Annotated in this window: 23 protein-coding genes and 2 pseudogenes; 4 read left to right on the top strand and 21 right to left on the bottom strand. The window is 34.7% G+C overall.

The features are described 5' to 3' along the window. Nucleotides 1–43 precede the first annotated feature (43 nt). From M1F37_RS00585 to M1F37_RS00515, 15 genes are all read right to left on the bottom strand, one after another. Complete coding sequence (locus M1F37_RS00585; protein ID WP_000919632.1) at nucleotides 44–271, bottom strand: helix-turn-helix domain-containing protein; 228 nt, start codon at nucleotides 269–271, stop codon at nucleotides 44–46. Between the two features lie 103 nt (nucleotides 272–374). Further along, a complete protein-coding gene (locus M1F37_RS00580; RefSeq protein WP_247934312.1) occupies nucleotides 375–2,204 on the bottom strand; it encodes an SAG1250 family conjugative relaxase in 1,830 nt (609 codons plus the stop codon). Beyond that, entirely contained in the window at nucleotides 2,191–2,556 is a 366-nt protein-coding gene (gene mobC, locus M1F37_RS00575; RefSeq protein ID WP_247934311.1) for a plasmid mobilization relaxosome protein MobC, read from the bottom strand. Before mobC ends, M1F37_RS00580 begins: the two co-directional genes overlap by 14 nt. A gap of 4 nt (nucleotides 2,557–2,560) precedes the next feature. Further along, nucleotides 2,561–2,917, bottom strand: a complete 357-nt coding sequence (locus tag M1F37_RS00570; RefSeq protein WP_150923003.1) for an SAG1252 family conjugative relaxosome accessory protein — start codon at nucleotides 2,915–2,917, stop codon at nucleotides 2,561–2,563. 293 nt (nucleotides 2,918–3,210) lie between these two features. Continuing rightward, complete coding sequence (locus M1F37_RS00565; RefSeq protein WP_037606793.1) at nucleotides 3,211–3,501, bottom strand: DUF5960 family protein; 291 nt, start codon at nucleotides 3,499–3,501, stop codon at nucleotides 3,211–3,213. Further along, complete coding sequence (locus M1F37_RS00560; protein WP_125393988.1) at nucleotides 3,479–3,856, bottom strand: hypothetical protein; 378 nt, start codon at nucleotides 3,854–3,856, stop codon at nucleotides 3,479–3,481. Before M1F37_RS00560 ends, M1F37_RS00565 begins: the two co-directional genes overlap by 23 nt. After that, nucleotides 3,853–5,268, bottom strand: coding sequence for a Y-family DNA polymerase (locus tag M1F37_RS00555; protein WP_172923614.1), 1,416 nt, complete (start codon nucleotides 5,266–5,268; stop codon nucleotides 3,853–3,855). Before M1F37_RS00555 ends, M1F37_RS00560 begins: the two co-directional genes overlap by 4 nt. A 2-nt stretch (nucleotides 5,269–5,270) precedes the next feature. Continuing rightward, a complete protein-coding gene (locus M1F37_RS00550) occupies nucleotides 5,271–5,954 on the bottom strand; it encodes a LexA family transcriptional regulator (RefSeq protein WP_045773573.1) in 684 nt (227 codons plus the stop codon). Between the two features lie 254 nt (nucleotides 5,955–6,208). Beyond that, on the bottom strand, nucleotides 6,209–6,979 hold the full coding sequence (pezT, locus tag M1F37_RS00545; protein WP_247934310.1) for a type II toxin-antitoxin system toxin PezT: 771 nt from the start codon (nucleotides 6,977–6,979) through the stop codon (nucleotides 6,209–6,211). Continuing rightward, nucleotides 6,979–7,455: a type II toxin-antitoxin system antitoxin PezA gene (gene pezA / locus M1F37_RS00540; protein ID WP_247934309.1), complete on the bottom strand. Its 477-nt coding sequence runs from the start codon at nucleotides 7,453–7,455 to the stop codon at nucleotides 6,979–6,981. The genes pezT and pezA overlap by 1 nt, the downstream gene beginning before the upstream one ends. Nucleotides 7,456–7,524: 69 nt before the next feature. Continuing rightward, nucleotides 7,525–7,797, bottom strand: coding sequence for a hypothetical protein (locus tag M1F37_RS00535; RefSeq protein WP_247934308.1), 273 nt, complete (start codon nucleotides 7,795–7,797; stop codon nucleotides 7,525–7,527). Between the two features lie 37 nt (nucleotides 7,798–7,834). Then, on the bottom strand, nucleotides 7,835–8,218 hold the full coding sequence (locus M1F37_RS00530) for a DUF5945 family protein (RefSeq protein WP_000159223.1): 384 nt from the start codon (nucleotides 8,216–8,218) through the stop codon (nucleotides 7,835–7,837). Next, nucleotides 8,215–8,448 (bottom strand): DUF5965 family protein, encoded by a 234-nt coding sequence (locus M1F37_RS00525; RefSeq protein WP_000152419.1) that lies wholly within the window; start codon nucleotides 8,446–8,448, stop codon nucleotides 8,215–8,217. The genes M1F37_RS00530 and M1F37_RS00525 overlap by 4 nt, the downstream gene beginning before the upstream one ends. A 50-nt stretch (nucleotides 8,449–8,498) precedes the next feature. Further along, nucleotides 8,499–9,584: a toprim domain-containing protein gene (locus tag M1F37_RS00520; protein WP_247934307.1), complete on the bottom strand. Its 1,086-nt coding sequence runs from the start codon at nucleotides 9,582–9,584 to the stop codon at nucleotides 8,499–8,501. Between the two features lie 9 nt (nucleotides 9,585–9,593). Beyond that, entirely contained in the window at nucleotides 9,594–10,235 is a 642-nt protein-coding gene (locus tag M1F37_RS00515; RefSeq protein ID WP_000933083.1) for a hypothetical protein, read from the bottom strand. A gap of 159 nt (nucleotides 10,236–10,394) precedes the next feature. On the opposite strand from M1F37_RS00515, the gene M1F37_RS00510 reads away from it, so the two are divergent. Next, the gene (locus M1F37_RS00510) at nucleotides 10,395–10,592 is read left to right on the top strand and encodes a hypothetical protein (RefSeq protein WP_005590070.1); all 198 of its coding nucleotides are present in this window, start codon (nucleotides 10,395–10,397) and stop codon (nucleotides 10,590–10,592) included. 13 nt (nucleotides 10,593–10,605) lie between these two features. On the opposite strand, the gene M1F37_RS00505 is transcribed toward M1F37_RS00510, so the two are convergent. From M1F37_RS00505 to M1F37_RS00480, 6 genes and pseudogenes are all read right to left on the bottom strand, one after another. Continuing rightward, nucleotides 10,606–10,902 carry a DUF5966 family protein gene (locus tag M1F37_RS00505; protein WP_005592253.1) on the bottom strand — a complete coding sequence of 99 codons (297 nt, stop codon included), beginning with the start codon at nucleotides 10,900–10,902 and terminating at the stop codon, nucleotides 10,606–10,608. Nucleotides 10,903–10,915: 13 nt separating this feature from the next. Then, a complete protein-coding gene (locus M1F37_RS00500; RefSeq protein ID WP_000969640.1) occupies nucleotides 10,916–11,200 on the bottom strand; it encodes a DUF5962 family protein in 285 nt (94 codons plus the stop codon). A gap of 74 nt (nucleotides 11,201–11,274) precedes the next feature. Further along, nucleotides 11,275–12,219, bottom strand: a pseudogene (locus tag M1F37_RS00495) (helicase SNF2); the annotation flags it as partial. A gap of 107 nt (nucleotides 12,220–12,326) precedes the next feature. Continuing rightward, nucleotides 12,327–14,138, bottom strand: a complete 1,812-nt coding sequence (ltrA, locus tag M1F37_RS00490; RefSeq protein WP_247934306.1) for a group II intron reverse transcriptase/maturase — start codon at nucleotides 14,136–14,138, stop codon at nucleotides 12,327–12,329. A gap of 566 nt (nucleotides 14,139–14,704) precedes the next feature. After that, a pseudogene (locus M1F37_RS00485) lies at nucleotides 14,705–20,005 on the bottom strand (SNF2-related protein); the annotation flags it as partial. 47 nt (nucleotides 20,006–20,052) lie between these two features. Next, nucleotides 20,053–20,463, bottom strand: a complete 411-nt coding sequence (locus M1F37_RS00480) for a thrombospondin type 3 repeat-containing protein (RefSeq protein ID WP_037619229.1) — start codon at nucleotides 20,461–20,463, stop codon at nucleotides 20,053–20,055. Between the two features lie 142 nt (nucleotides 20,464–20,605). On the opposite strand from M1F37_RS00480, the gene M1F37_RS00475 reads away from it, so the two are divergent. The 3 genes from M1F37_RS00475 to M1F37_RS00465 are packed head-to-tail and all read left to right on the top strand — an operon-like array spanning nucleotide 20,606 to nucleotide 21,699. Continuing rightward, nucleotides 20,606–20,869: a hypothetical protein gene (locus M1F37_RS00475; RefSeq protein ID WP_221762829.1), complete on the top strand. Its 264-nt coding sequence runs from the start codon at nucleotides 20,606–20,608 to the stop codon at nucleotides 20,867–20,869. A 55-nt stretch (nucleotides 20,870–20,924) separates the two neighbouring features. Then, entirely contained in the window at nucleotides 20,925–21,089 is a 165-nt protein-coding gene (locus tag M1F37_RS00470; RefSeq protein WP_023396273.1) for a hypothetical protein, read from the top strand. Between the two features lies 1 nt (nucleotide 21,090). Continuing rightward, complete coding sequence (locus M1F37_RS00465) at nucleotides 21,091–21,699, top strand: hypothetical protein (protein WP_061863369.1); 609 nt, start codon at nucleotides 21,091–21,093, stop codon at nucleotides 21,697–21,699. The last annotated feature ends 32 nt before the right edge of the window (nucleotides 21,700–21,731 follow it).

The raw sequence follows: 21,731 nt of genomic DNA, 5'->3' as shown, positions 1-21,731 counted from the left end.
AGTACCATTTTGGACTATTCAATTGTCAATGTGCTTTCTTAACCTAATACTTTTTGGAGTAATGGTCTTCTTTATTATCCACTCGACCTACAAGGTAATCTAAACTTACATTATAAAAATCTGCAAGTTTGATAAGGTCATCTATAGAGATTAACCTGGTACCTGATTCCATTTTAGAATACGCTGATCTTGTACAATTTAAGATTGTTTTTGCAACATATTCTTGTGTCAAATCATCATCCTCGCGTAAATCTCTAATCCTTTTCAACATCCAATGTCTCCTAAAACAAGTATAATATAGTTATTTTCTTATTTTTAAATATGTGACAAATTGGCACATGAAACTATTCTATATATACTTTTTAGGAAACTGTTTACTCTAAATGTATCTCATTTTCCTTAATAGATTTCATATTTTGTTTTTCCTTATATTTCTTTATTGTTTTATTAAACATTTCAAATAAATTTATTGCTTCTCTATGTTGTTCCTTCAGTGTTTCAATCTTTCCTTTATATATGTATAAATCCTTCTCTATTGTATCTACTGAACTTTTACCTTGAATACTATTTTCTAAATTGCTAGAACTATTTGCCATATTATTCAACAATACTTCCTCTAAATTAGTTAAATCATCAATTTTATTTTGGACTTGTTCAATCATATTCTCTAGATATGATATTTGGGCAATGAAATCATTTGTTATATCTTCAAAATCATTCGGACTATTTTCCGCAGATATAAGAAAATCTAATTGTTCTATTTTTTCTTTAATTTTGCTAAGAGGAATTCTTCCATACATATGCTGCGGTTCATACTGAAGATTAAATTGCCTAATCAAAGTTTTACCTTTCATAAAGCGATTTTTTTCTGCTGAGTCTTTATGGTATACATAGTAAGAACTAGTTTCTCTGAGAAATACTTTAACTTTTTCTTCTTCCATATTTATTTGAATATTTGGTACAAAAATAAGTCCTTCTTGTCGGATGCCAAACTGTACCTTAATGTACATTCCATCGTCTACTACTTCTTCTATTTGATTAAGATTCAACTCTACCTCAAACTCATGAACTGCATCCCTATTTCTCTTGAAATCTTGATAGGATTTCCATACCACCTCTTCTGTCGGCAACTCTTGTTCTTTAATTAGCTTTTCTTCATTGTAAAGTTCAACTAAATTTTTATTATCTAAGACAACAGTTTCATTTTTGTTATTAAAATAGTCTTGAAAATAACTAACACTATACCGATTCGTTTTTACCAATTCCTGCTCTGAAATCTTAATCTCATCAAATTCAAATTGAACATGTTTTTCTTTAGGAATTATTTTTAATCCAAAAAATTCTGCTCGTTGAATCAATTCATTCATATTCTTCATTTTCGGAAGTAAAAATTCTAAGATGTTTATGATTTCCCTTTGAACAAACTTTTTCTTAAAATATGTTTCATTATAAGGTTGTTTTCTATTCAATTTATTATCACGCACCACCTGTTTCATAGTTGAATCCGTCATAAAAAAGGTGGCATGCTTGTGTCTAAAATCAATTTTTAAATTTAAAGCTCTAGCTTTTTTCTTAAGATCTTCAAAATTTTTCGAGTTCTCGATTAGAAAATATACCCGTTGTTTTATTTCATATCTGTAATTTGTTTTGCGATAAACTTCATACTGACGATGCGAATAACGATTTTCTATAATTTTTGCCCCTGCAATTTTTGAAAGACGATCAGAAACCATTCGTAGATTACGTTCTGACTTATAATCCCATAGAAACTTTTTATCAGAATTCTGATCAATTGAATTTAGGATGATATGATTGTGGATATGATCTTTATCGACATGAGTTGCTACGATAAAACGAAATCTACCTCCTGTCAACTCTTTAACTGTCTCATAACCAATCTGATTGATTTGTTCGGGAGTAAGATGGTCATCTGGAGAAAAGGACTGAATGATGTGATGAGAATGAATTTTTCGTTGATTTACTTCTTGCCTATCATGACGAAATTCGTAAAGACTATCATTACTTAAAAAATTATCATTGTACATCTTCACTAGTTCTTCATAACTAGGAAAATCTAAATAATTTCTCATTCCAAAATCTGAAACTAGTGTTAGGTTTTTTGTTTTACTTGGATTCAAAATATATTTGATTAGTTTACTACGATAATTTTTTCCATGAATCGCAAAGTGTTTAGTGATGACCATAAAATTTCCTCAATTTTTCAGATTGAATAAGAAAATCTTTCTCCACTTCTACTATTAACTCTTCTATACCTTTTCTCAACTCATTTAATTCAACTTCCGTTATTAAATTAGAATAATTTATGCTCCGAGCTATTTGATTAATATTATTTCCTATTCGTTTTAATTCAAAAACCAAATCTTGATAACTATTTGTAACAATGGTGATAAAATTCATACCAGGATTTAGTAGAGTTCGTCTAGCATATTCTGAGAATGATAAGCAGTTACTTTTTGAGATATTTTCATTCAATTTCACTAATTCTAGGTCAGATAAAAAGACTTTTTTTAAATTTGTTCTATATCGGTGCTCCACTCTACTACCTCATGTATTTGTTACGAAAATTTTCACTAAGAGGAGCTGTTTTTTCTACCTCTTTAATTAATTCCTGAATACAAGTTAACAAAATAGAAACATGTTCGTGAGTAACCTGATGATTTGTTTTAGCAATTATCAATACTTCATAAACATCACGGCTAATTTGTTCCAACTTTTGCTGTTTCCAAAGACTGAACCATTTTTCCATCTGTTTTTGTCCATCAGACAATAGTAAGCTTTTACGGAGAAAATCAGAAAAATTATCCTCTCCTTTCTCTCTCATTAAATCTAGTATTTGTTTTTCTTCCGTTTCTGTTAAGCGAAATTGTTTCCGAATACTACGTATATCTCTTTTCATATGACTTTTCCTCCTTCATTGATACCTGTACTGACAATGTAAGCTTACAGACACTGTCAGTACATTTTTCAAAATAGCTTCAACATTTTTGTAAGGCTTTGCGAGCTCAGATATTGTGTCCACAATATCCCAAAAATCATATCGCCTGCCATTTCAAACCTTACGGTTCAAAAAACAAACGATATGACAATGTGGTGGCACGCCCCCAAACCCCCAAGATAAATCTAAATTAAAAAAAGTATAACAAATACTTTTTGATAAAATTATCACAGAAAAAGAGCCCTGTCGGACTCTTACAAATTAAAACAATGTCTCTGATATTCATACTGTCTAATGCCACTACTGTCTTTGTTCATCTTGATAGAAAAAACAAAGTAATGATCACGACCGTCTAAAGATTTGCTTTTATTAAGTTTAAAATAATGTTTTTGAGACATAGCCATTGTACGTAAAATGTCATCAGTGATAAATGTTAACGGTATATCTAAAGCTGAATACTTGTAAAAATCTGATTCAAACCGTAAATAAGAATCAGAAAAATAATCTAGCTGCAATTTATCATCATATAATTCTTTCCGATTCATCTAGACTCTCTCCTTCTATCTGAATATCGAGTATATCTTCCCATTTTAATAGTAAAAAACCAGTGTCTGATTTAATAGATATAGACTCTTTTCTAATTTCTTTTACAATACCTGATACTACTTTTCTTCTATTCGAATGCTTAAAAACAAAAGTTGCTGGGAAGACATTTGTATACAGTTGCCGAACAAATAGAACTTTCTCTTCCATTGATAGGGAAATGGAGATATCTTCTTTATTTTTTTCTTCCCAAAGAGAACTTGAATGTTCTGACAAAAAGAAGCCCATCCACTTAGCCATCCCACGATCTTGATACTCTCTTGCAGACAAAAAAGGCAAATAAGAACGATTCATCATTTTAGTCCATCTAATCCTCCAGCTGAATGACCACCAATAAGTTTACTTCTTGCAATTGTTCTAGAAGCTTGATCTAGGGCATTTCCTTTCAATAGTGAAGTAAAACCAAATTCTGTTCGAATAGCATCGATTGCGGACTGGAGCCTTTCTTCTTTTTCTATTTTTTCAATATCATCAAATAATGAAATCAATCCAAAGGATTCATCCACTAAACCAGAATAATTCACTGCCACATTCCTGATAGCTCCTGAAGTATATTTAGTGTGAAATAACTTTAAAACGTAGTTTGTCAGTAGTGCTGTTTGATTGGTTGGTTCAATCTTGATTTGAGTATGAATAGATCGTTTCTGTTCCGCCTTAGAATACCCCAAGTGTATAGAAACTACTGTTGCTTTTTTACCAGCTCTTCTCAATCTAACTGCAACTTGTTCTGCCATCTCACGAAGTATGATCTCAATATCTCTTTGTTTAATATAATCTCTTGGTAAAACTTGAGAGTTCCCTATCCCTTTTGACTTTGGCTTATAAGGTTTATGAACATTACTTTCATCAATCCCATTGGCGTGGAACCATAACTCTAGACCCATAATGCCAAGCTCTTTTTTTATCAAGTCAGGATTAGCCTGTGCCAATTCTTTAATCGAAAAGATACCTAAACCATGTAATCTCTTCTCCATCCGATTTCCAATTCCCCAGAAATCTGTCATTTTAGGAATAGCCCATACTTTCTTTTCGACATCCTCATAGGACCAATTGGCTCTCATTGTCGGAGTCTTTTTCGCTTCATTATCTAGTGCTAACTTAGCTAATAAGGGATTGGAATTAGACATGCCTACAGTTGAATAGATTCCAGTTTTTCTCCAAATCTTTTTTTGAATAGCAGCCGAAATAATATCTAATTTATCTTTCCTACTAATACTTTTATCTGGTACAAAATAATTTAATGAACTTGTTAAATCAATAAATCCTTCATCAATTGAGTAGGGATAAATATCATCTGGTGCCGCAAAATCATGAAAGATTTTTTGAATCTCCATATTGACTGCTATATAAGTATCCATTCTCGGAGGGACAATCACGGTTGATTTTGCCCATTCCTCTATATAGCGGACATAGTCTATCGTTGTCGGTAAACCTTGCTTCTTAGCATTATAATAAGAGAATTTGCGAGTCTTTACATCAAATGGTAAATCATAGGAACGTCCAACGTTCGACTTTCCAAAGACCTTTTTAAACATAGGAGAGGAAGCAAGAATTAAACCAGCAGAATTATCTGCACGACTCATAACACAAAGCGAAGTCTTAAGTGGGTGTAATCCTCTATCTACACATTCTACACTTGCGTAAAAAGATTTCATATCAATAAAGGCAATGTCACTTTGAGGTTCTAGACTATAATCAAACCAACTCATGCTTAGTCCTCTAAAGGCATAAAGTTCCCAACTATTTTCCCTATAATGCGAGGATTCTCATCATAAGGCGCAAACTTATCTGAATAGTTCCGATTGAGTGAAACTAAACGAAGCCCATTTTCTTCACGATACACTTTCTTAATATAGGTTTGACCATCCCAATCTATGGCATAGATAGCCCCGTCATAATCAAATCCCGTTTGCTTAATAAGGGCTACAGAACCATTTTCATATGTCGGTTCCATTGAATTTCCAAACACCCATGATGCAAAGTCATAATCAAATTGATGATTAAAATAAACTGTATCGTAATTACCATCATCAAAATAAGCTGTTCCTGTACCAGCTGATAATTTTTCGTAAACTTTATAAGCAAAACGCTCAGGAATTTCTACAACCTTCGCATTCTGTTTGTTCAACAATTCTGTAGCATAATGAAGTGTTGCTTTTTGATTCTTTTTAGTTAGCTTGAGATAGGTTTCTACTATTTCATACTCTGATTCAAAATATCGAGGGTCTACATTAAAAATCTCACTCAATTTGCTTAGATTATTTTGATTCGGTTTTGTTTTACCTGATTCCCAATTAAAGTACGAAGCTCTACTAATTCCCAAACTGGATGCAAGTTGAGATTGAGATAAGCCCTGACTCTCTCTTTTTTCTTTTAATTTAGTAGGTGAAAACATCTTTTCTCCTTTGTAAGTTTATTAACTAACAAAAGAATACCATAGCTTCTTGAAAAAATCAAGAGTTTAATAAACCCCAAAGATTTAAAATAATCATAAACTGCGCTAAATTTGTACTTATAGTGTTAGGAAATCATGACTGAAGAATGCTAAAACTTTTGAAAAAATATGAAGAAGAAGAAAATAGAGAGTATAAAAAAGGATCGTTATTTTTTAATTGACGATCCAATAGACTTTATTTTAAAAATCTAACTCTACAAACCATTTCGTTTAGTTAAATCTTTCAATCTTTCTTCTCCTGATTTAAGGATATCCCTCTCTACTTGATTCCATTCTCCAAATAGTAAGTCATGAAGAACGGTTGCCGCTGAAGTTGTATTTTCTCCTGAATCATATACACAACTTCTATCTCGTTGATACATTTGAATTCTTTCAAAGATAGCCAGTTCTTCCAATTGTCGTGTATTATCAACTAGATGATTAACAATGAAATCATGATGTTCTTTTGGAGTTGCACGTGCTTGATTTGGATTGATAGCGTACAGTTCTTCGTATCGGATAAGGGTACTCAGATAAGACAGTTCAGGCTTTGTCGCAATTAAGGCTAATTGTACTTCATATCCCTTATTTTTCAAGAGTTGTGTGGTTTTCTTTGGAACATCAACTGTTCGTAAAGTTCCCTCTATCAAAAGATTGTATCCTAATTGACTCAATTCTGTTACTAAAGACTCTACCATTTTCCCCGCAAACTCTTTGGTGTATTCTACACTATCTTTGCCATATTCTTGCTGCAGTTCTAAATAGTGTGGATGTTGAGAGCGAAAACTATCGCCATCTATGATAACAATATTTCCTTGAAATTCTTTCTGTTTAATACGATGAATTGTAGTCTTACCAGCTCCACTTTGCCCTCCAAGCAAAATCGCTATAGGTTGCTTACTGGACTTTTTTCCTCTTGTCAGAGAACGAAGATTCCGTGCTAGAGCATGTTTGAATTCACTATCAGTATAATCTTGGATTTCCATTAGGCTACCATCCGTTTTTCAGATATCTCTAACATACGTTCAATTCCATCCAAATAGCCGCTATACCTCTCTATTTCATCAAAATTATCTACTAAATAGATATTCGTATGAATCAAGTCAGATAGATCATCACTCATTAAAATCCAAGGATTAGATTCATCATCAATGCTAATTCCCTGACTATCTTGATAACGATAGAGTCGTGATAATAGATTAGCACCTCTTTCTTTCACAATTTCAATTTTTAAAGTCAATTCATAATCTTCAACAGGATTGAGCATTTTATCTTCTCCTACAATATCGACATAAGATACATTAAACTTCTGACAAATGATGTCTATTAATTCGGTTGAGACTGAACTCGTTCCATTTTCATAACGACTCAGACTATTTCGTGAAATACCTACAATCCGTGCAAATTCGGGTTGTGTTAAGTCATGTGTTTTACGTAAGGATTTTATGTTTTTTCCAATCATGGCAAACTCCTTTTATTTGATACCACCATTATAACATTTAGAAAAAGCAAATGCACCATTTTTGGTGCGTTATTGACTATTTTTCCTAAATCTCTCTAAATTCTTCTCCAATTGTTCCTTATGAAGTTGATTCTTAGCTTCCTTTAATGTGTTGTCCAAAGTTTCTTCTCTATAAGTTGATTCTGTTTTTAGTTGTTCCGATTCTTGTTCTGGAGTAAAAATGATATCTAGCAGTCGGTCTATTTTTTCAAGATCTTGGACAGACATATCAGATAATCTATGAATCAGCTTTTTAAATACATCACTATTGTCGTGATTTTTCTTAAAAAATGTTGTAAACATCTATAACCTCTCAAAAAAAGCAGCCTATCAGGACTGCTTAGTGTAATTCGGAAATCGCATCGTAAATGGACTGCAATTTCTTATTATCTTTATTCTTTGTGTCAATCAACGTATGTAGCTCTTCAATTTTCTTTTGACTGCTTTGAATATCGCTATTGTTATCAGCAATAAGTCTTTTAAGATGTTGCTGATAACTTGTAGTGATATCTGTCTCTTTTCCTGTTCTAACCTCTGTAACTTTAGGTTTAGAACTAGAATTTGATTCCGTCACAGGCGCTTGTTTTCGCTTTTGAAAAGCTGCTTCATAATTTACATCATTACCTCCTTGATGATTTCCAAATAAGGCCGCAATTTTATCTGAATCCCCTTGATTTTCTGATTTACTTTCTAATGGTTGATTAAAATTCCAATCTTTTGTCATTCACTCATTTCATCCTTTCTAAATTCAGAATCATCGAATTGTCTTTCTTTACCAAAGGCATGGTCAAGAGCTTCTTCAAAACTCATGTGACTGATGCTTTGACGCCTTTTGAACGTCGCAAACATCGCTGTCTCCAGTTGCTCTTTGTAAGCAGCGAGTTTTTCTGTCTCTCTTGCTACCTTGCTTTCTTGCCTAGTGACCTTTTCTTCTAAGCGTTCAATAATGGTCATATACGATCCTCCTTCATTCTAATATTAGCTAAAACATCTTGATTTTGTTATCACAATTCTAAACATTGAGAGGTTTGTCTTACTGGTTGATTCCTCAATGTCTCTTTTGCATTCTCGATCATCAATTGTAAATCTGATTTCTTTTCTCGAAGAATATCGTTCCAGTCTCTTTTTTCTTTCCCAGATTCATTATCAGGTAAATCCAGTAAAACAGGAAATCCTGATTGAGATAACTTATCAGAAAAATCTTTACCTGCATCATCACAATCTACCGCAAGTGTCAATAAATCAGGATGATTATCGAAATAGCTGGTGGTATCACGAATTGTATTGATTAAGGGCAATAACTTTGAAGGTGTTACTGTATCTAAAAATTCCAACTTCTGATTTTCTTCAGCTATCAGTCGTAAAGTTTGATAAGCGACAACAGACCTTTTTAATCCCTCCATAGATACCAAACGAACATCAGTTAGACTTTGTTGATGAAGTTCGTAATAGCTCATCAAGTCGATAAACGATTCACAAAAGACCAGTCTATTTGGTTTACCAATATCAAAGGATATTCCAACATGTCCATGGCTTCCTTTTAGAATCGTTTTTAACCTCTCTCTAGGAAGAGAGTGTTTCTTATATATCCCTTGTAAGCTTGCTGCCTGCAGCTTGTGACGATGATCAAAGCTTTTAAAAACAATAACAGGTTCAACAGTTTCATTTGTTTTCCAACTAGCTTGTGCTATCAAACCTTGTTGAATCATCTTTTCTATGATTTCTTCTGAGATTCCTCTACATTTTGTTAAGTAATATCTGGCCAGACTACAGTTAGAATCTTCTACTCTCTTTAAAGGATAATAAAATGGTCTCTCTCTTTTTTCTTGAACAGCTTCTTTTTGAAAAGGTTCTTCAGAAAGAAAAGCTAGAGCTTCTTTAAAGGAAATTCCCTTAACAAGTCGAACAAAATCAATAACATCACCTTGAATATCTCTTGAAAACCATTTAAAAGTATTGGTAGTTGAAAAAATTCGGAATGAATCGTGTTCAGGATGTTCATAGACACTGCTCGAAACTTGTTTAAAGGAGATACCTAAACGATTGGCTACATCAAGAATTGAAATTTGCTTACATTCTTCTATTTCCATGCAATATCATCATTTTGTCGTAGTGTTTGGCAGTGATGGAACAGATGAGGATTCTTCCAAAGTTTTGGGAGTGGCCTTATCCAAATCATCTAACCCAGATTTCCAAACCTGTACTTGGTTGACCAATAACTTACCTGGTAGTTTCGAATAAGACAACTTAACCGTTCTGGTTTCTGTCTGATTGGTCTTTGATTGGTTGGCGTTCTTTAAATCAGATACATAGGTTACATTATAAGAGACCATGGCAATAGCTTGATTCGTAGTCTGATTGACAAAGATATCAGCTTTTTCAAAATGATAATCCAAAATATAATCCTTATACACTTGGTTCATGGCATCATTTTGACTTGACAATTCTTGAGAATAAGCCGATTCAGTCATATAAGGTTGAATACGTGTATTATTTTCTCCGAGCTTTTCTTTCGTATAGTACTGAGTCAAAAATTCTTTTACAGTATCTGATGACAAAATGCTGGCTTTATCTTCTGCTTGTTTGTCCTCTACAAGTTTAGCTGCAGCCAATTCGATTTCTTTGCGACTTTGTTTAGCAGTAGAATGTTGACCAGCAGTATATCCCATCATGAGAATAAAGCTAGTTGCAGCAACTGCTCCAACACTAATTAAGGCTTTAGTTTTGACTTTATTTAACATCTTAGACCTTCTTTCTATAAAAACTAGGTCAAGAATAACAAAAACAACTTGTAAGTTTTATCACACCACAACGAAAGGTGATTCCTACATTTCAGGCGCAAAATCGTACAGTTCAGAGAAAAATATCAAAACCAGCTGTCTTCAGCTTATAATATAAACATGAACAAATTAAAAGAAGAAAATTTGAGAAGAGCTCTTTCTCATATTGAACGACATAAACGAGCCATAAATACAAGTAATAATAGTGATGATAATGATTTTCATAAATTATTACTCCAATTTAGCTATGAAGTATATGAAAGAATCATGGCTAATAAAAAACCTTATCCGAATTTAGATTCAGATAAAGTCTTTTAACTACCTAAAAAGTTCACATTTTTTCCTTATTCATTGAGTTAATGAAGCGCCAACTGAATCCTAGAACCAACATCAGATTGATGAAAAGGTACACAGCCGTAAAACTAGTTAAACCATGTTGTCTGATATCATCAAAATATAAACTAGGTTCAGTAAAGAACAAATAAATTCCATAGACCTCTACGAAAATAAGAAAACTGACAAAACCAATAAGGAAAAGTCCACTGGCAATAAGAAAGAGTCTCCATAAAAGAATGAGAATTCCTCCTACTGCTAAAAAAATTACTGGGATAAGGAGTAAATCATTCATGACTTTCTCCTCTCTAGTCAATCAATTGACGATAATGGGTGGCAAGAGAGGAATCAAATTCCTCTAGCTTTTGAACTAAGTCCAAATACTCCTCTTTTTCATGTTCTTCAAAGTCCACACCTCGATGATTCTGAAGAGCGATTTCCAATTGGCTAGTAAGTTCTCGTTTGGAAAAGCTGTAATCCCCTGTCACTTCCTCATAATGTTCCTTTAACTCCTTGTAGGCTTGATATTCTTCAGGTGTTTGAAATCCCTGTACTAAGGCCTCTTCTAACTGATAATAGGTATCTTCCATCATAATTGTTACCTCGTTTCTTTCTATCTTTATTCTACCGCGCTTTTCTTTTCTTGTCCGCTATTTATATCTATTTTTTAATCTAATTCAAAAGAAAGTTGTTCTTCTTTTTCTTTTCCTTTTTCGTGGAATTGTCTTAAGGCCTGATCAATAATATCTAAATCCGTTTCTGTTTCAATCAATGGCGCGAGTACATCGTATTCGGCCTTTTTAGTTTGATAATCCTCTTCCTTTGGAAAATTATTTTCAATTTCTACCTTAGCAGTAGTCCATTTATCCTTTAATTCATCCAATAAGTTCTGAGTTTTCACTTGGTCCTCTTTAATGTGATCAATCGTATGCTGAAGCCTTTGAATTGTCCCCAAAGGAGAATACAAATCTAAACTGACAGAATACTGATTTTCTCCTACAATCTTAACAGAGAAGGTTTCAGGAAGAGGTTGATTTGTTGGAAGACTAAGCATTTTAATGTCAAATCCTCGATAGCTTGCTAGGGTACGGAATTCTTTGCTGTCAGCTTGATTATGACGGATAAGACGATGTAGAGATTCACCTGCTTCAGCTCGTTGCTCAAAAGCTTGCTTGCCTACTGTCATAGAAAATGCCTGGTCTTTCGATATTTCAGACTGTTGAATATCTCCATCATACTTGCTTAATCGTTTCTCAAGAATGGGTATATTTTCTTCACAGTAAGAGATTGTATGACGATAGTGATCCTTGCTGCGTTGAAAGGCGCGTCTTTGATTTTCTAATAGGGTTAGATCATTCTCCAATTCCATCTTATACTTGAGATAAGGATTACCTGTTGCTAGTGCCTTAAAATCAGAAGCTGTCATGGTCTGCTCATCAATATCTTCTGCAGCACGAATCGGCTCCTTAGAAGTCATAATCTGCTTAATATAACGGAGTTTGTTCTCCTGAGTTGCCCATAGATAATTATCAAACGAACCTTTAGTAATGTAGTGGTAAATATCCACTTCCTTGTTTTCATTTCCCTGTCGGATAATCCGTCCATTGCGTTGTAGGCTAAGTACCCAGCGCCTTACCATATTACTACGGCAGGTTTCCAAATACTCGCCCCCGAACCGTACGTACACCTTTCAATGTATACGGCTCTCCGTTTATAAACTCAATCTAACTTGCCATGATGTAATTTCTTATGGCAATCTTTACACAGTGCTATTGTTTTCCGTTGTCTAGAAATCATCAAACGTTCCCAAAAAGTCTTTCCCTTTAAATCCTTTAGTTTTCTCACATGATGGATTTCTAGGGAACTGTCGGTCGCTTGACAATACTCACAACGGCTTGCTTTTAATCTATCAATTAAATTTGTTCGACTAAAATATTTCGCCGTATTTGGCGAATTATCATTGTCAAGGAAAGATTTCTTTTGACGTTTAAATCCTCCGTTATAGAAATAACGGGTCATTGTATCCCCTTTACGTCCAATATACTGTACCCTAAATTGACCATCCTTTTTATATTTACGGATGATGTGGGATTTAGTCGTACGATATTTAGTCGCATAAGTTTTATACATGCTATATTCCATGATGTACTTAAAGCGATGAAGGATAGAGCTGTTATTAGCGATACAATAATAGTTATAAAAACCTCTTATTTCTGCATTGTAGCGTTCTAGAATCTCTAAATCATCGCAATCTTTCATGAAATAACGGGCCGTTGGTTTCCAAACTTCGTAGCCTCTATGATAAGTCATTTTCATAGCTCCGTAAGACAGTAATCTGTCTCGAATCGTTTCAATAGAAACCTCTAGGACTAATCTACCTGTATAATTTCTGACCAATCGTCCTGCCGAATCACGCTTAGCTAAATTCGATTGGCGAATATACAGATGATATCCCAGAAACTTAGCTTTATCTCTCGCATTGGTAATCAAGGTTTTCTCCACAGAGAGTTCCAATTTGAGAACTGCCTCCAAATAGTCCTTAATATCTGCTTTAATGCGAAGAGCGTCCTCTTTACTGCCAATCACACCGCAGATAAAATCATCTGCGTATCGGGTGTAGGTTAGACGTTTAAAACTACTATCCATAGGATCACTATGAGGAATTAACACTCTTTCCTTTTCCAATTGACGAATACGCTGGATAACTTCTTGTCGTTGATTTTCCGTTGAAACATATTCTAATGCTCTTCTTGCTTTTCCCAACTCTATCTCATTCTGGCGATATTCTGGGGTACGTTTCCGGTATTTCCCTTGGCAGAAGTTCTTCACATAATCCGTCATATATTTATCAAACTTATCCAAATAGATATTGGCTAAAATGGGACTGATTATCCCTCCTTGTGGAGTTCCTGAGTAGGTTTTGTAGAATTTCCAATCTTCCACGTATCCCGCATTGAGGAATTTACGAATCAAGCGTAAGAACCGCTCATCAGTAATTCTTTCTCGGAGAATGTGAATCATCACATCATGATTGATATTATCAAAGAATGACTTGATATCTCCTTCAATAAACCATTTTGTTCCAGTGTAGGTCTTCTGAATCTGAGTAAGTGCTGTATGGCAACTTTTATTCGGACGAAAACCATGGGAAGAGGGTTCAAATTGTCCCTCGTAGATAGCTTCCAAAATCATTTTAATAACCTGTTGTAAGAGCTTATCATCAAATGATGGAATACCTAGTGGACGTAGCTTCCCATTCTTTTTAGGAATATAGGTTCGTCTTGATGGGTGTGGCTGATAGGATTCATCTTTCAGGGAATCAATCAATTGATCAATTCTAGCTATACTCATACCATCAATCGTCACCTCGTCTACTCCAGGTGTCAAGTGTCCTGGGTTAGCGTAAATCGTTTGATAGGCAACTAAGTACATTTCTTTGTTATAAAGTAAACGATACAGTCGCTCAAATTGATAGTTTTTATCTTTACTGTGTTTTGTTAGATTGTTTAACACATTTTGAGGATTTCTCATGGTGTCTCACACACCTTCCTTTCCATAATGTTAATGTTATAAACTGTTCCCCTTCGCCATGTACGTGCCATTAACACGCTCGGACTACTATGGGAACTCCGTTACCTTATCAAATATTCATAAACCTTATGTTTAATAGCTTTTACAAGCGTTTTGACTTAGGTAATCTCCGTTTAGCTGGTATAGTAACATAGCTTGATAATTTCATCGGATAGGACGTTCATCTGTTTTCATTTACTATGAATACGCTATGGAATCCCTTTGCTTCACTATCTTCAACAGTGATAATGAAGTTCCATAGTATGAGGATTTTAGTTATCTTACCTCACAGTCCCGACACAGACCGTTTAGACTATCCTTCAATCAGTTTAGATTTTATCCTTATAATTATCTCAGTAACATCTGTTACATTATCATCTCCTCATTCAGTCGTGATGTGATAACTCATCAACTTATGAGTTTCCCAACGTGCTTTGTTCCCTGATGTTTGGTTTCCCTCACAGGTCAGTTGGGTGATGATAGGCATTAAGGTCACGCCTACTACTTTGCCAAGAGTAGATTTACTATACCGCCTTTACGGACGCACGCTGAATGTCACTTGGTCTCCAAGGGACATCCAGGTGATGAACTGCTTTCATCTTGCTCTGAACATTTAAACCTGTTCCTCCTTTTTCAGTTGAGGCAAGAAGAATCCGCACCTCTCCTGCATTGACCTTTCGAGACAAGCTATTCTTCTTTTCATCACTATTGGCATCATGTACAAAGGCAATTTCCTTACTAGGGATTCCTCTATCCACTAATAAAGCCTTAATCTCAGAATAAACATCAAAGCCATTGTCCTTTTTCTTAGGTGTTCCAATATCTGAAAAAATCATCTGAGTAGCCTTATTTTCCATTCCCTCACGATAAATTCTTTCAACATTATCCACTACCTGAAGCAGTTTATGATTGTCTGCTAGACTATAACTAGAGTCCAATAAACGCATATCAATTGCTAGTTTCCGTGCCTCACCCGTAATTTTTAACATGTTATCCTGGCTCGGATCAACTGTTCCACATTTGACCATATCTGACCTCATAACTAATTCTTCTAAATAGAGTTTCTGGTTTTCAGTTAACTCACTCTCAATAGGGATAATATGGGCTTCTGGTACAGGTAAATCCAACATATCTTGTGTTTGAATGTCGGCTGTTTCTTTATAGATTTTCATCAACTCAGGTAGATTGACAAACTTTTTAAATCGTTTCTTAGGTTGGTACTTATCCCCTGTAGGAGCTAATTCCATAGAGTTTTGAATTTCTCCAAAAGCACCTACCCAAGAGTCAAAATAATCAACTTGATAGCGTTTTAAGATATCTGGTTGAATGTAGTTCATCATAGTATATAACTCACTAATAGAATTGGAAACAGGTGTTCCTGTCGCAAAGACAATATTTTTAAAATCATGTTCTTCCTGAATCTGTCGAACCTTCATTTCCATATCCACATTCTTCTTAGAAGTTGTATTAGTAATCCCTGCTACATTCCCAAGTCCAGTAATGGGACGAATATTTTTAAAGTGATGTGCTTCATCCACAAAGAGAAAATCAATTCCTAAGTTCTCAAAATCAATAAAACTATCACGATTAAAGCGTTGGAGTTCTTCCAATTGTTTCTCTAGACCACTTATTGATTGCTCTGCTTCTTTAACGGTATACTTATTTTCAGAATGTGTTTTAATCTCTCGTAGTTCATTGAGTTTATCCTCAATATAGTTCATCTGTCTTTCTTTACTGACAGGGATTTTTTCAAATTGAGAATCCCCAATGACAATGGCATCGTAATCTCCTGTAATAATACGTGACACAAATTGTTTTCTTCTCGCCTTCACAAAATCTTTCTTAGTAGTCACAAAGACTTTTTTAGTAGGGAAAAATTTCATGATCTCTTGGCCAAATTGAGCAGACAAACTAGAAGGCACTACATACAAGGGCTTATGAACCATCCCCAACTCCTTTAATTTAAACCCAGCACCAAGCATGGTCAAGGTCTTTCCTGAACCTACCTCATGAGCTAATAAAGCTCTTTTTTCTTCTACGATTCTTTGAATGGCATTCTCTTGATGAGGGCGAAGACTAATGTTTTGAGCCAAGCCATCAATGACTAGATGGCTACCGTCATATTCTCGACTAACTGTTCGATTATAAAGACGATTATAGCTTTCTTCAATGACTTGTTGGACTTCTGGATACCGTGAGACAAAGTCTTGAAAGAGTTCTTGTAAATGCTGCTCTTTTGCTCTTAGAACAGAGGTTTTTTCCAAATCTGTGATAGTCTTTTTCTTTTCTCCTTCCGTAACAGTCATAGTAATCGTCGGTTGGTTTGAATTTAGTAAATTCTCAAAAATCTTTCTTCCTGTATCATAACGTGACCCACTGACTCCAAGACTACTATCTTTGGCACTTGGATAGCGATAAGCAAATGATGTCCTTAAATGAACCTGGCCATCGACAGGATTCACTTCAATGACTTGTTCCACATCAGGCGAAGACAATTCAAATTCACGATTAGTAAAACATTCAAAGGCAAATTTTCCATAAACGGATTGAGGTATCCAACGTGACCCTATTTTAAACTCAATATCTGCCAGATGAATCCTTGGAGGGCGAACAGATTCTAACAAATCTAAAGCATGAGTCCAGTCACATTCTTGATTGTTTTCCTCCACTAATAGTTGAACTACTTCTATCTTGTTGAGAATGTCTCCTGATAAAAACTGGTTCTTAGAAAGATATTTTCTTTCTCCTCTTAAATAGCTTTCTGGATCCATTAAAATCTGGTCTCCTAACTCATCTAAAATAGCAGCTAGGCTATGTTCGGGATAAATTGATACCATATAGTCTAAATCAACCCCTCTACCATCCGATAAACTAGAGTTTAAGGCATCTAAAGCCGTTGATACTCTTGCAATCACTCTCTCTGGCCTAACCAATGCTTTCTCAAAAGCTAAAGATTTTTTATATTTTACTTTCTGACTTTTAGAATCAATGTATTCATCTTCTAAACTAGCTAGTAAGGAATACTTATCGTCACTATCAAATAAGTTCCGATTAACGGACGCATTCAAGTATCCAAATTGACTTACAAAACGGTCATAGTCACGATTGAGTTTACTAAGTAATACCTGAAAATCTGTTCGACTATAATCTGGATGACGTTGAATTTCAATTAAGGATTGATAGGTCTCTCTCAAATCAACCATGCCCTTAATGCGACTAATATCCTTATCCGATAAGGGACTTTCATAAAAGACAGTTTTTTTGAACAGTCCCTTATATTTCCCCCTTTTACTCGCTTCTTCTGACTTGTAAACATCTAGTGCTTCCTCATCAGTCAAATGAAGTTGCACGAATCGGTCTATTTTATGTTCAGACAAAGAACTGTCCCAAGCTTTAAACTCTCCCTTCTCGTCTACATAATAACTAATTTCGTCTACTTTTGAACTTTTCCGAATGCCATGTGTATCTCGGTAATAAATTTGATTTCCCTCATATCCAAAAGAATAGAGCGCTAAGTTCTCACGAATACGACTTGGGATAGAATGATCCACTTTTTCTTGGATAAAAACAGGTTCTTTCAAAGAATTGTCAATTGGTTTAGGTGCCTCCACATTCTCTAATGCTTCCATGATGTCAGTAGTGAATGTTTCTGATTCCCCCTTAACATTGAGAGTTCCTCCATTAAAATTGCGTACCTCATATTCACCCAAAACTTGTGTATTGTATTTCCCATCAAAATAAGGATTGATCCAGACACGCTTATCCTCCTCAAAGGGAATAGAGCCACTAAAGACAAGCTCCTCCTCATGAAGATTCTTTGCTTGATCCTTTTGAAAGAAGAGGAGGTCTGTGGTCACTCGAGTACCTGCAATCTTTTTAAAAGCCGTATCCGGCAAACGAACTCCCCCTAAAAAATGAGTGCTCGATTTAATCTCTTGTAAGACATTATCCGTCCGCTTATCCATTGTGCCAATAGATGAGATAATCGACACTTGTCCTCCGTCTCTTACTAAATCAAGTGAGTGTTTGACAAAGTAGTCATGAATCATATAAGGTCTATCATAATTTTTATCTGCAATGCGAAAATTTCCAAATGGTACATTCGTTAAGACTAAATCAAAACTATTATTTTGATAGGGAACTTCTTCAAATCCTCGCACTTCAATATGAGTATTGGGATGAAGTTGTTTTGCGATTGCGCCTGTCACACTGTCTAATTCAACTCCATAGAGTTCTGATTTCTCTCGTATACTTCTAGGCATCGCCGCAAAGAAGTTCCCAGTCCCCATAGAAGGATCTAAAATTCTTCCTCCCTCAAAACCATCATCCAGTAACTTTTGCCAAATCTGGCGAATAATCATCGGGTCTGTATAATAGGCTGTGAGAGAACTTTGTTTCATGGTAGAGTATTCTGATTTACTTACTAAGCTCTTAAGAGTTAAACGTTCTGCCTCATACTTTGGATTGAGTTCATCAAAAAATTCATTGGCAAGACCACCCCATCCAACATACTTGGCTAGTAGTTCTTGTTCTTCTGGACTTGCTTGTCGTCCCTCTTTTTCTAATCTTTTAACAAGTTCAATTGCGGCGATATTCGTTTCAATCTTTTCTCGATTTGTCTTAGGATAAAAGTCCTCTAAATCATCTGGAAAAACAAAATCTTGAACAGGGACATCCGTCTCTTTTATACCCGAAATTAAAGGTTTTGTTTCCTTGTCCTTATCCTTTTCATTTTCATTTTCTTCTTCCAGGTAGGAAAACAAATCTATTTCCTGACTTTTACTTGATGAATCAATCTCAATCTCTGAATCTTCTTTTTCAAGTTCTACGAGAGACAATACTTGTTCAATCTCTTCCAAAGTGTTCAAGTATAAGATAGGATTCTCTTCAAATAACTGGTTGGAATCATTGAATAACTCTAGGCGAACTAAGTCATTTAACTGTGCATTTTCAATCGAAACCAACTGAAATACTTGTCCTTTATAACTTACTTGTGAACCGATTGGATATTCCTTCAAAGCTTCTTCTACAAGTTTATCGACATTAGAAAAAGAGTTCGTTTCTTCCGTTTCCTGTTCAATACCACTTGAAGGAGATAAAACTTCCTCTACTTGATTAGACTTTTCGCTTCTAGCTTTTACATCATCAAAATGAGTAATAATCTTCAGCTTTTGTGTCAGTGGGAGTTGTTGGTAGTTTTCTTCATGATGGACAAGATCCGTCACGGTATCTAAAGTAGCCACTAATTCAGAACCCAAATAAGCTAGAACATCTCCCTCTTTTTCTTCAAAATGAATCTCAAGAACTTCTTTTTTAAGCTCTTTTGAGTCAACCATTAGAAGAAATTCCTCTATATCTCTACTAACACGGTCAGATAGATTATTCGCAACCCGATAGACATTGACTAAATTGACATCCTGATTCTGATGAAATACAAGCTCACTTAATGGTTCTAACTTCTCTTTTTCAGATTGGATGTAAAATCGAGTGGAAAGGTTATAGGTTGCGACTTCTAGCACCAAGTTTTTCTCAAAATTACTTAATTGAGATAATTTATCTAGACCCGCTTGTCCAAAACTTCTTGTGTAACTTTCTAAATCTTGGTCATTATTTTCAGAACTGGCCTCTAGGAAAGAAATAATATCTTGATGAAACGAATAGACATGAGGTATCTCTTCTATCTTGCTCTCTTCAGCCAAAAAACTCTCTACCAAGTCCTGCCATTTCTCATCAAAATGTTGCGCTTGATAACGAAGAAATAGGTCCATTTTCTCCCTATCTTTTGGAATCGTTCCACGAAACATAGCCAATAATTGCATTACTTCCATACTCGCTCCTTTCATCTATACGAAAATAGGAGAATCACATGATTCCCCTACAACTCTATCTCCATTTCAACCTCTTGAGGACTGGTTTCTAAATCACTAGACAAAAGAGAAACGGCATCTGTTCTCATGTAGTAAGTATATAAGTCTTCTAGGTCTTGTTGGTTTTCAATCCCTGTTTCAATACTAATCAGAGCCTGTATAAATTCCTTGTAGTGACTCTCCATCATATCTGAAATCTTTTGTTTCATTTCCATAAATACTGAAGACGGTTCAGTTATACTTGTTTGGTCTATGTCTTGTAAATCCTTTTCTAAGGGATTGGTTCCTTCTTCTACTTCCACTAAATCTGAACGACCATCACCATCAGAATCTGCGCTAAGAGGATTGGTTCCTAGCGCTAATTCTTGAGCATCAGTTAGTCCATCTTGATCCGAATCACGTTGATAAATGGCTTCCATATACTTCCTTCTTTCCTAGTTAATCTTTTTTCACTCCAATCCTACCAAATATTCCTTGAAAGAAATATCACAACAAAAAAGAGAACGAGCCAAAACTGCGTTCTCCTTAAAATGATAAAACATTATTATCAAAGTAAAAAAGATGACTTACAGAACCTGTAAGCCACCTAGTCAGTCGGTTTATTCTGGTGTCTGCCACCGCTTGGCCCTTACGTCCAAGATTGCTATCGGATTTCGTTCTGGTGTCCGCCACCGCTTGGCCCTTATGTCCAAGATTACTATCAGATTGACCATGAGCCGACCACTCATTTACACCATTATTCTAACGAATATGAGCTACAAATGCAAGAGAAAAACTTATTTTGGATTTATACACTATAGAAAACATACACTATCTTTAGATTGAACTTTTGTTCAAAATAAGCTATAATGAATTTAAGTAGAAACAGGAGGTAGAACAAATGGCTACAATCAGTTTAACACGTGATATAAAACTAACAAACGAAGATGCTCTAAAAATTCTTAATCATAAACCATCTAAAAAGCTACAAGCAGTCTTGAAATCTATTGAATCACAAAACGCTACCGCTCCAACGAAAAATAAACTCATTTCAAAGTATCTGTAAGATGACAATTCAAGTAACACCACTTAAACAATATCTTGAAAATATTCAAGTGCTGGCTCCTGATAAAACTGAGAAACAAGTTCAGGAGCTATTTAAAACTATCATTTTAGAAAATGTTAATTTCAACGGTAATGAAGAGATGTTGACTTATCTATCTGATAAAGCTCCCAATTTTGAAAAACAACATCGTTCTCGTAATTTTATCGTTGAAGAAACTGAAACAAATAACATCATAGGATTCTTTAGTTTATCTCTCAAAGTTGTTGATATTTCTGATTTAGAGAAATCCTTAAAAAAGAAACTCGTCCTAAAAGGGAAAAGTCCCAAAAATATTGATTATCTCCCTGTGTTACTTATCGGTCAATTCGGCAAAAACACAAAGCTAAATAAACTATCAGGACAAGAGTTATTTGAAATTGTAATTCAAAAAATTGAAGAATTTCGAGCAATTGTAGGAACTCAGATGGTATTTTTAGATAGTATCAATCATCCTAAAGTCATTCAATTTTATGAACAGTTTGGATTTGTTGCTTACAGTCAATTGATTAAAGACGATCATCAAGTAAGTTATCAGCCTATGGCATTAAATATGTCACTCTATAAAAAATAAGAATCATGTCACCTAAACTGATGACATGATTC

It is taken from the genome of Streptococcus mitis (assembly GCF_023109105.1).
GTDB lineage: Bacteria > Bacillota > Bacilli > Lactobacillales > Streptococcaceae > Streptococcus > Streptococcus mitis_BW.
This window is presented reverse-complemented; position numbering and strand designations above follow the sequence as displayed.

What these genes read in the sequence shown, in the direction of transcription:
- M1F37_RS00565 (WP_037606793.1), bottom strand. Translation starts at nt 3,501, where the DNA reads ATGAATCGGAAAGAATTATATGATGATAAATTGCAGCTAGATTATTTT.
- M1F37_RS00505 (WP_005592253.1), bottom strand. Translation starts at nt 10,902, where the DNA reads ATGAATGATTTACTCCTTATCCCAGTAATTTTTTTAGCAGTAGGAGGA.
- pezA (WP_247934309.1), bottom strand. Translation starts at nt 7,455, where the DNA reads ATGATTGGAAAAAACATAAAATCCTTACGTAAAACACATGACTTAACA.
- M1F37_RS00535 (WP_247934308.1), bottom strand. Translation starts at nt 7,797, where the DNA reads ATGTTTACAACATTTTTTAAGAAAAATCACGACAATAGTGATGTATTT.
- M1F37_RS00465 (WP_061863369.1), top strand. Translation starts at nt 21,091, where the DNA reads ATGACAATTCAAGTAACACCACTTAAACAATATCTTGAAAATATTCAA.
- M1F37_RS00515 (WP_000933083.1), bottom strand. Translation starts at nt 10,235, where the DNA reads ATGTTAAATAAAGTCAAAACTAAAGCCTTAATTAGTGTTGGAGCAGTT.
- M1F37_RS00470 (WP_023396273.1), top strand. Translation starts at nt 20,925, where the DNA reads ATGGCTACAATCAGTTTAACACGTGATATAAAACTAACAAACGAAGAT.
- M1F37_RS00585 (WP_000919632.1), bottom strand. Translation starts at nt 271, where the DNA reads ATGTTGAAAAGGATTAGAGATTTACGCGAGGATGATGATTTGACACAA.
- M1F37_RS00500 (WP_000969640.1), bottom strand. Translation starts at nt 11,200, where the DNA reads ATGATGGAAGATACCTATTATCAGTTAGAAGAGGCCTTAGTACAGGGA.
- M1F37_RS00580 (WP_247934312.1), bottom strand. Translation starts at nt 2,204, where the DNA reads ATGGTCATCACTAAACACTTTGCGATTCATGGAAAAAATTATCGTAGT.
- M1F37_RS00570 (WP_150923003.1), bottom strand. Translation starts at nt 2,917, where the DNA reads ATGAAAAGAGATATACGTAGTATTCGGAAACAATTTCGCTTAACAGAA.
- M1F37_RS00560 (WP_125393988.1), bottom strand. Translation starts at nt 3,856, where the DNA reads ATGATGAATCGTTCTTATTTGCCTTTTTTGTCTGCAAGAGAGTATCAA.
- M1F37_RS00525 (WP_000152419.1), bottom strand. Translation starts at nt 8,448, where the DNA reads ATGACCATTATTGAACGCTTAGAAGAAAAGGTCACTAGGCAAGAAAGC.
- M1F37_RS00520 (WP_247934307.1), bottom strand. Translation starts at nt 9,584, where the DNA reads ATGGAAATAGAAGAATGTAAGCAAATTTCAATTCTTGATGTAGCCAAT.
- M1F37_RS00555 (WP_172923614.1), bottom strand. Translation starts at nt 5,268, where the DNA reads ATGAGTTGGTTTGATTATAGTCTAGAACCTCAAAGTGACATTGCCTTT.
- M1F37_RS00530 (WP_000159223.1), bottom strand. Translation starts at nt 8,218, where the DNA reads ATGACAAAAGATTGGAATTTTAATCAACCATTAGAAAGTAAATCAGAA.
- M1F37_RS00550 (WP_045773573.1), bottom strand. Translation starts at nt 5,954, where the DNA reads ATGTTTTCACCTACTAAATTAAAAGAAAAAAGAGAGAGTCAGGGCTTA.
- M1F37_RS00475 (WP_221762829.1), top strand. Translation starts at nt 20,606, where the DNA reads ATGACTTACAGAACCTGTAAGCCACCTAGTCAGTCGGTTTATTCTGGT.
- M1F37_RS00480 (WP_037619229.1), bottom strand. Translation starts at nt 20,463, where the DNA reads ATGGAAGCCATTTATCAACGTGATTCGGATCAAGATGGACTAACTGAT.
- M1F37_RS00510 (WP_005590070.1), top strand. Translation starts at nt 10,395, where the DNA reads ATGAACAAATTAAAAGAAGAAAATTTGAGAAGAGCTCTTTCTCATATT.
- pezT (WP_247934310.1), bottom strand. Translation starts at nt 6,979, where the DNA reads ATGGAAATCCAAGATTATACTGATAGTGAATTCAAACATGCTCTAGCA.
- ltrA (WP_247934306.1), bottom strand. Translation starts at nt 14,138, where the DNA reads ATGAGAAATCCTCAAAATGTGTTAAACAATCTAACAAAACACAGTAAA.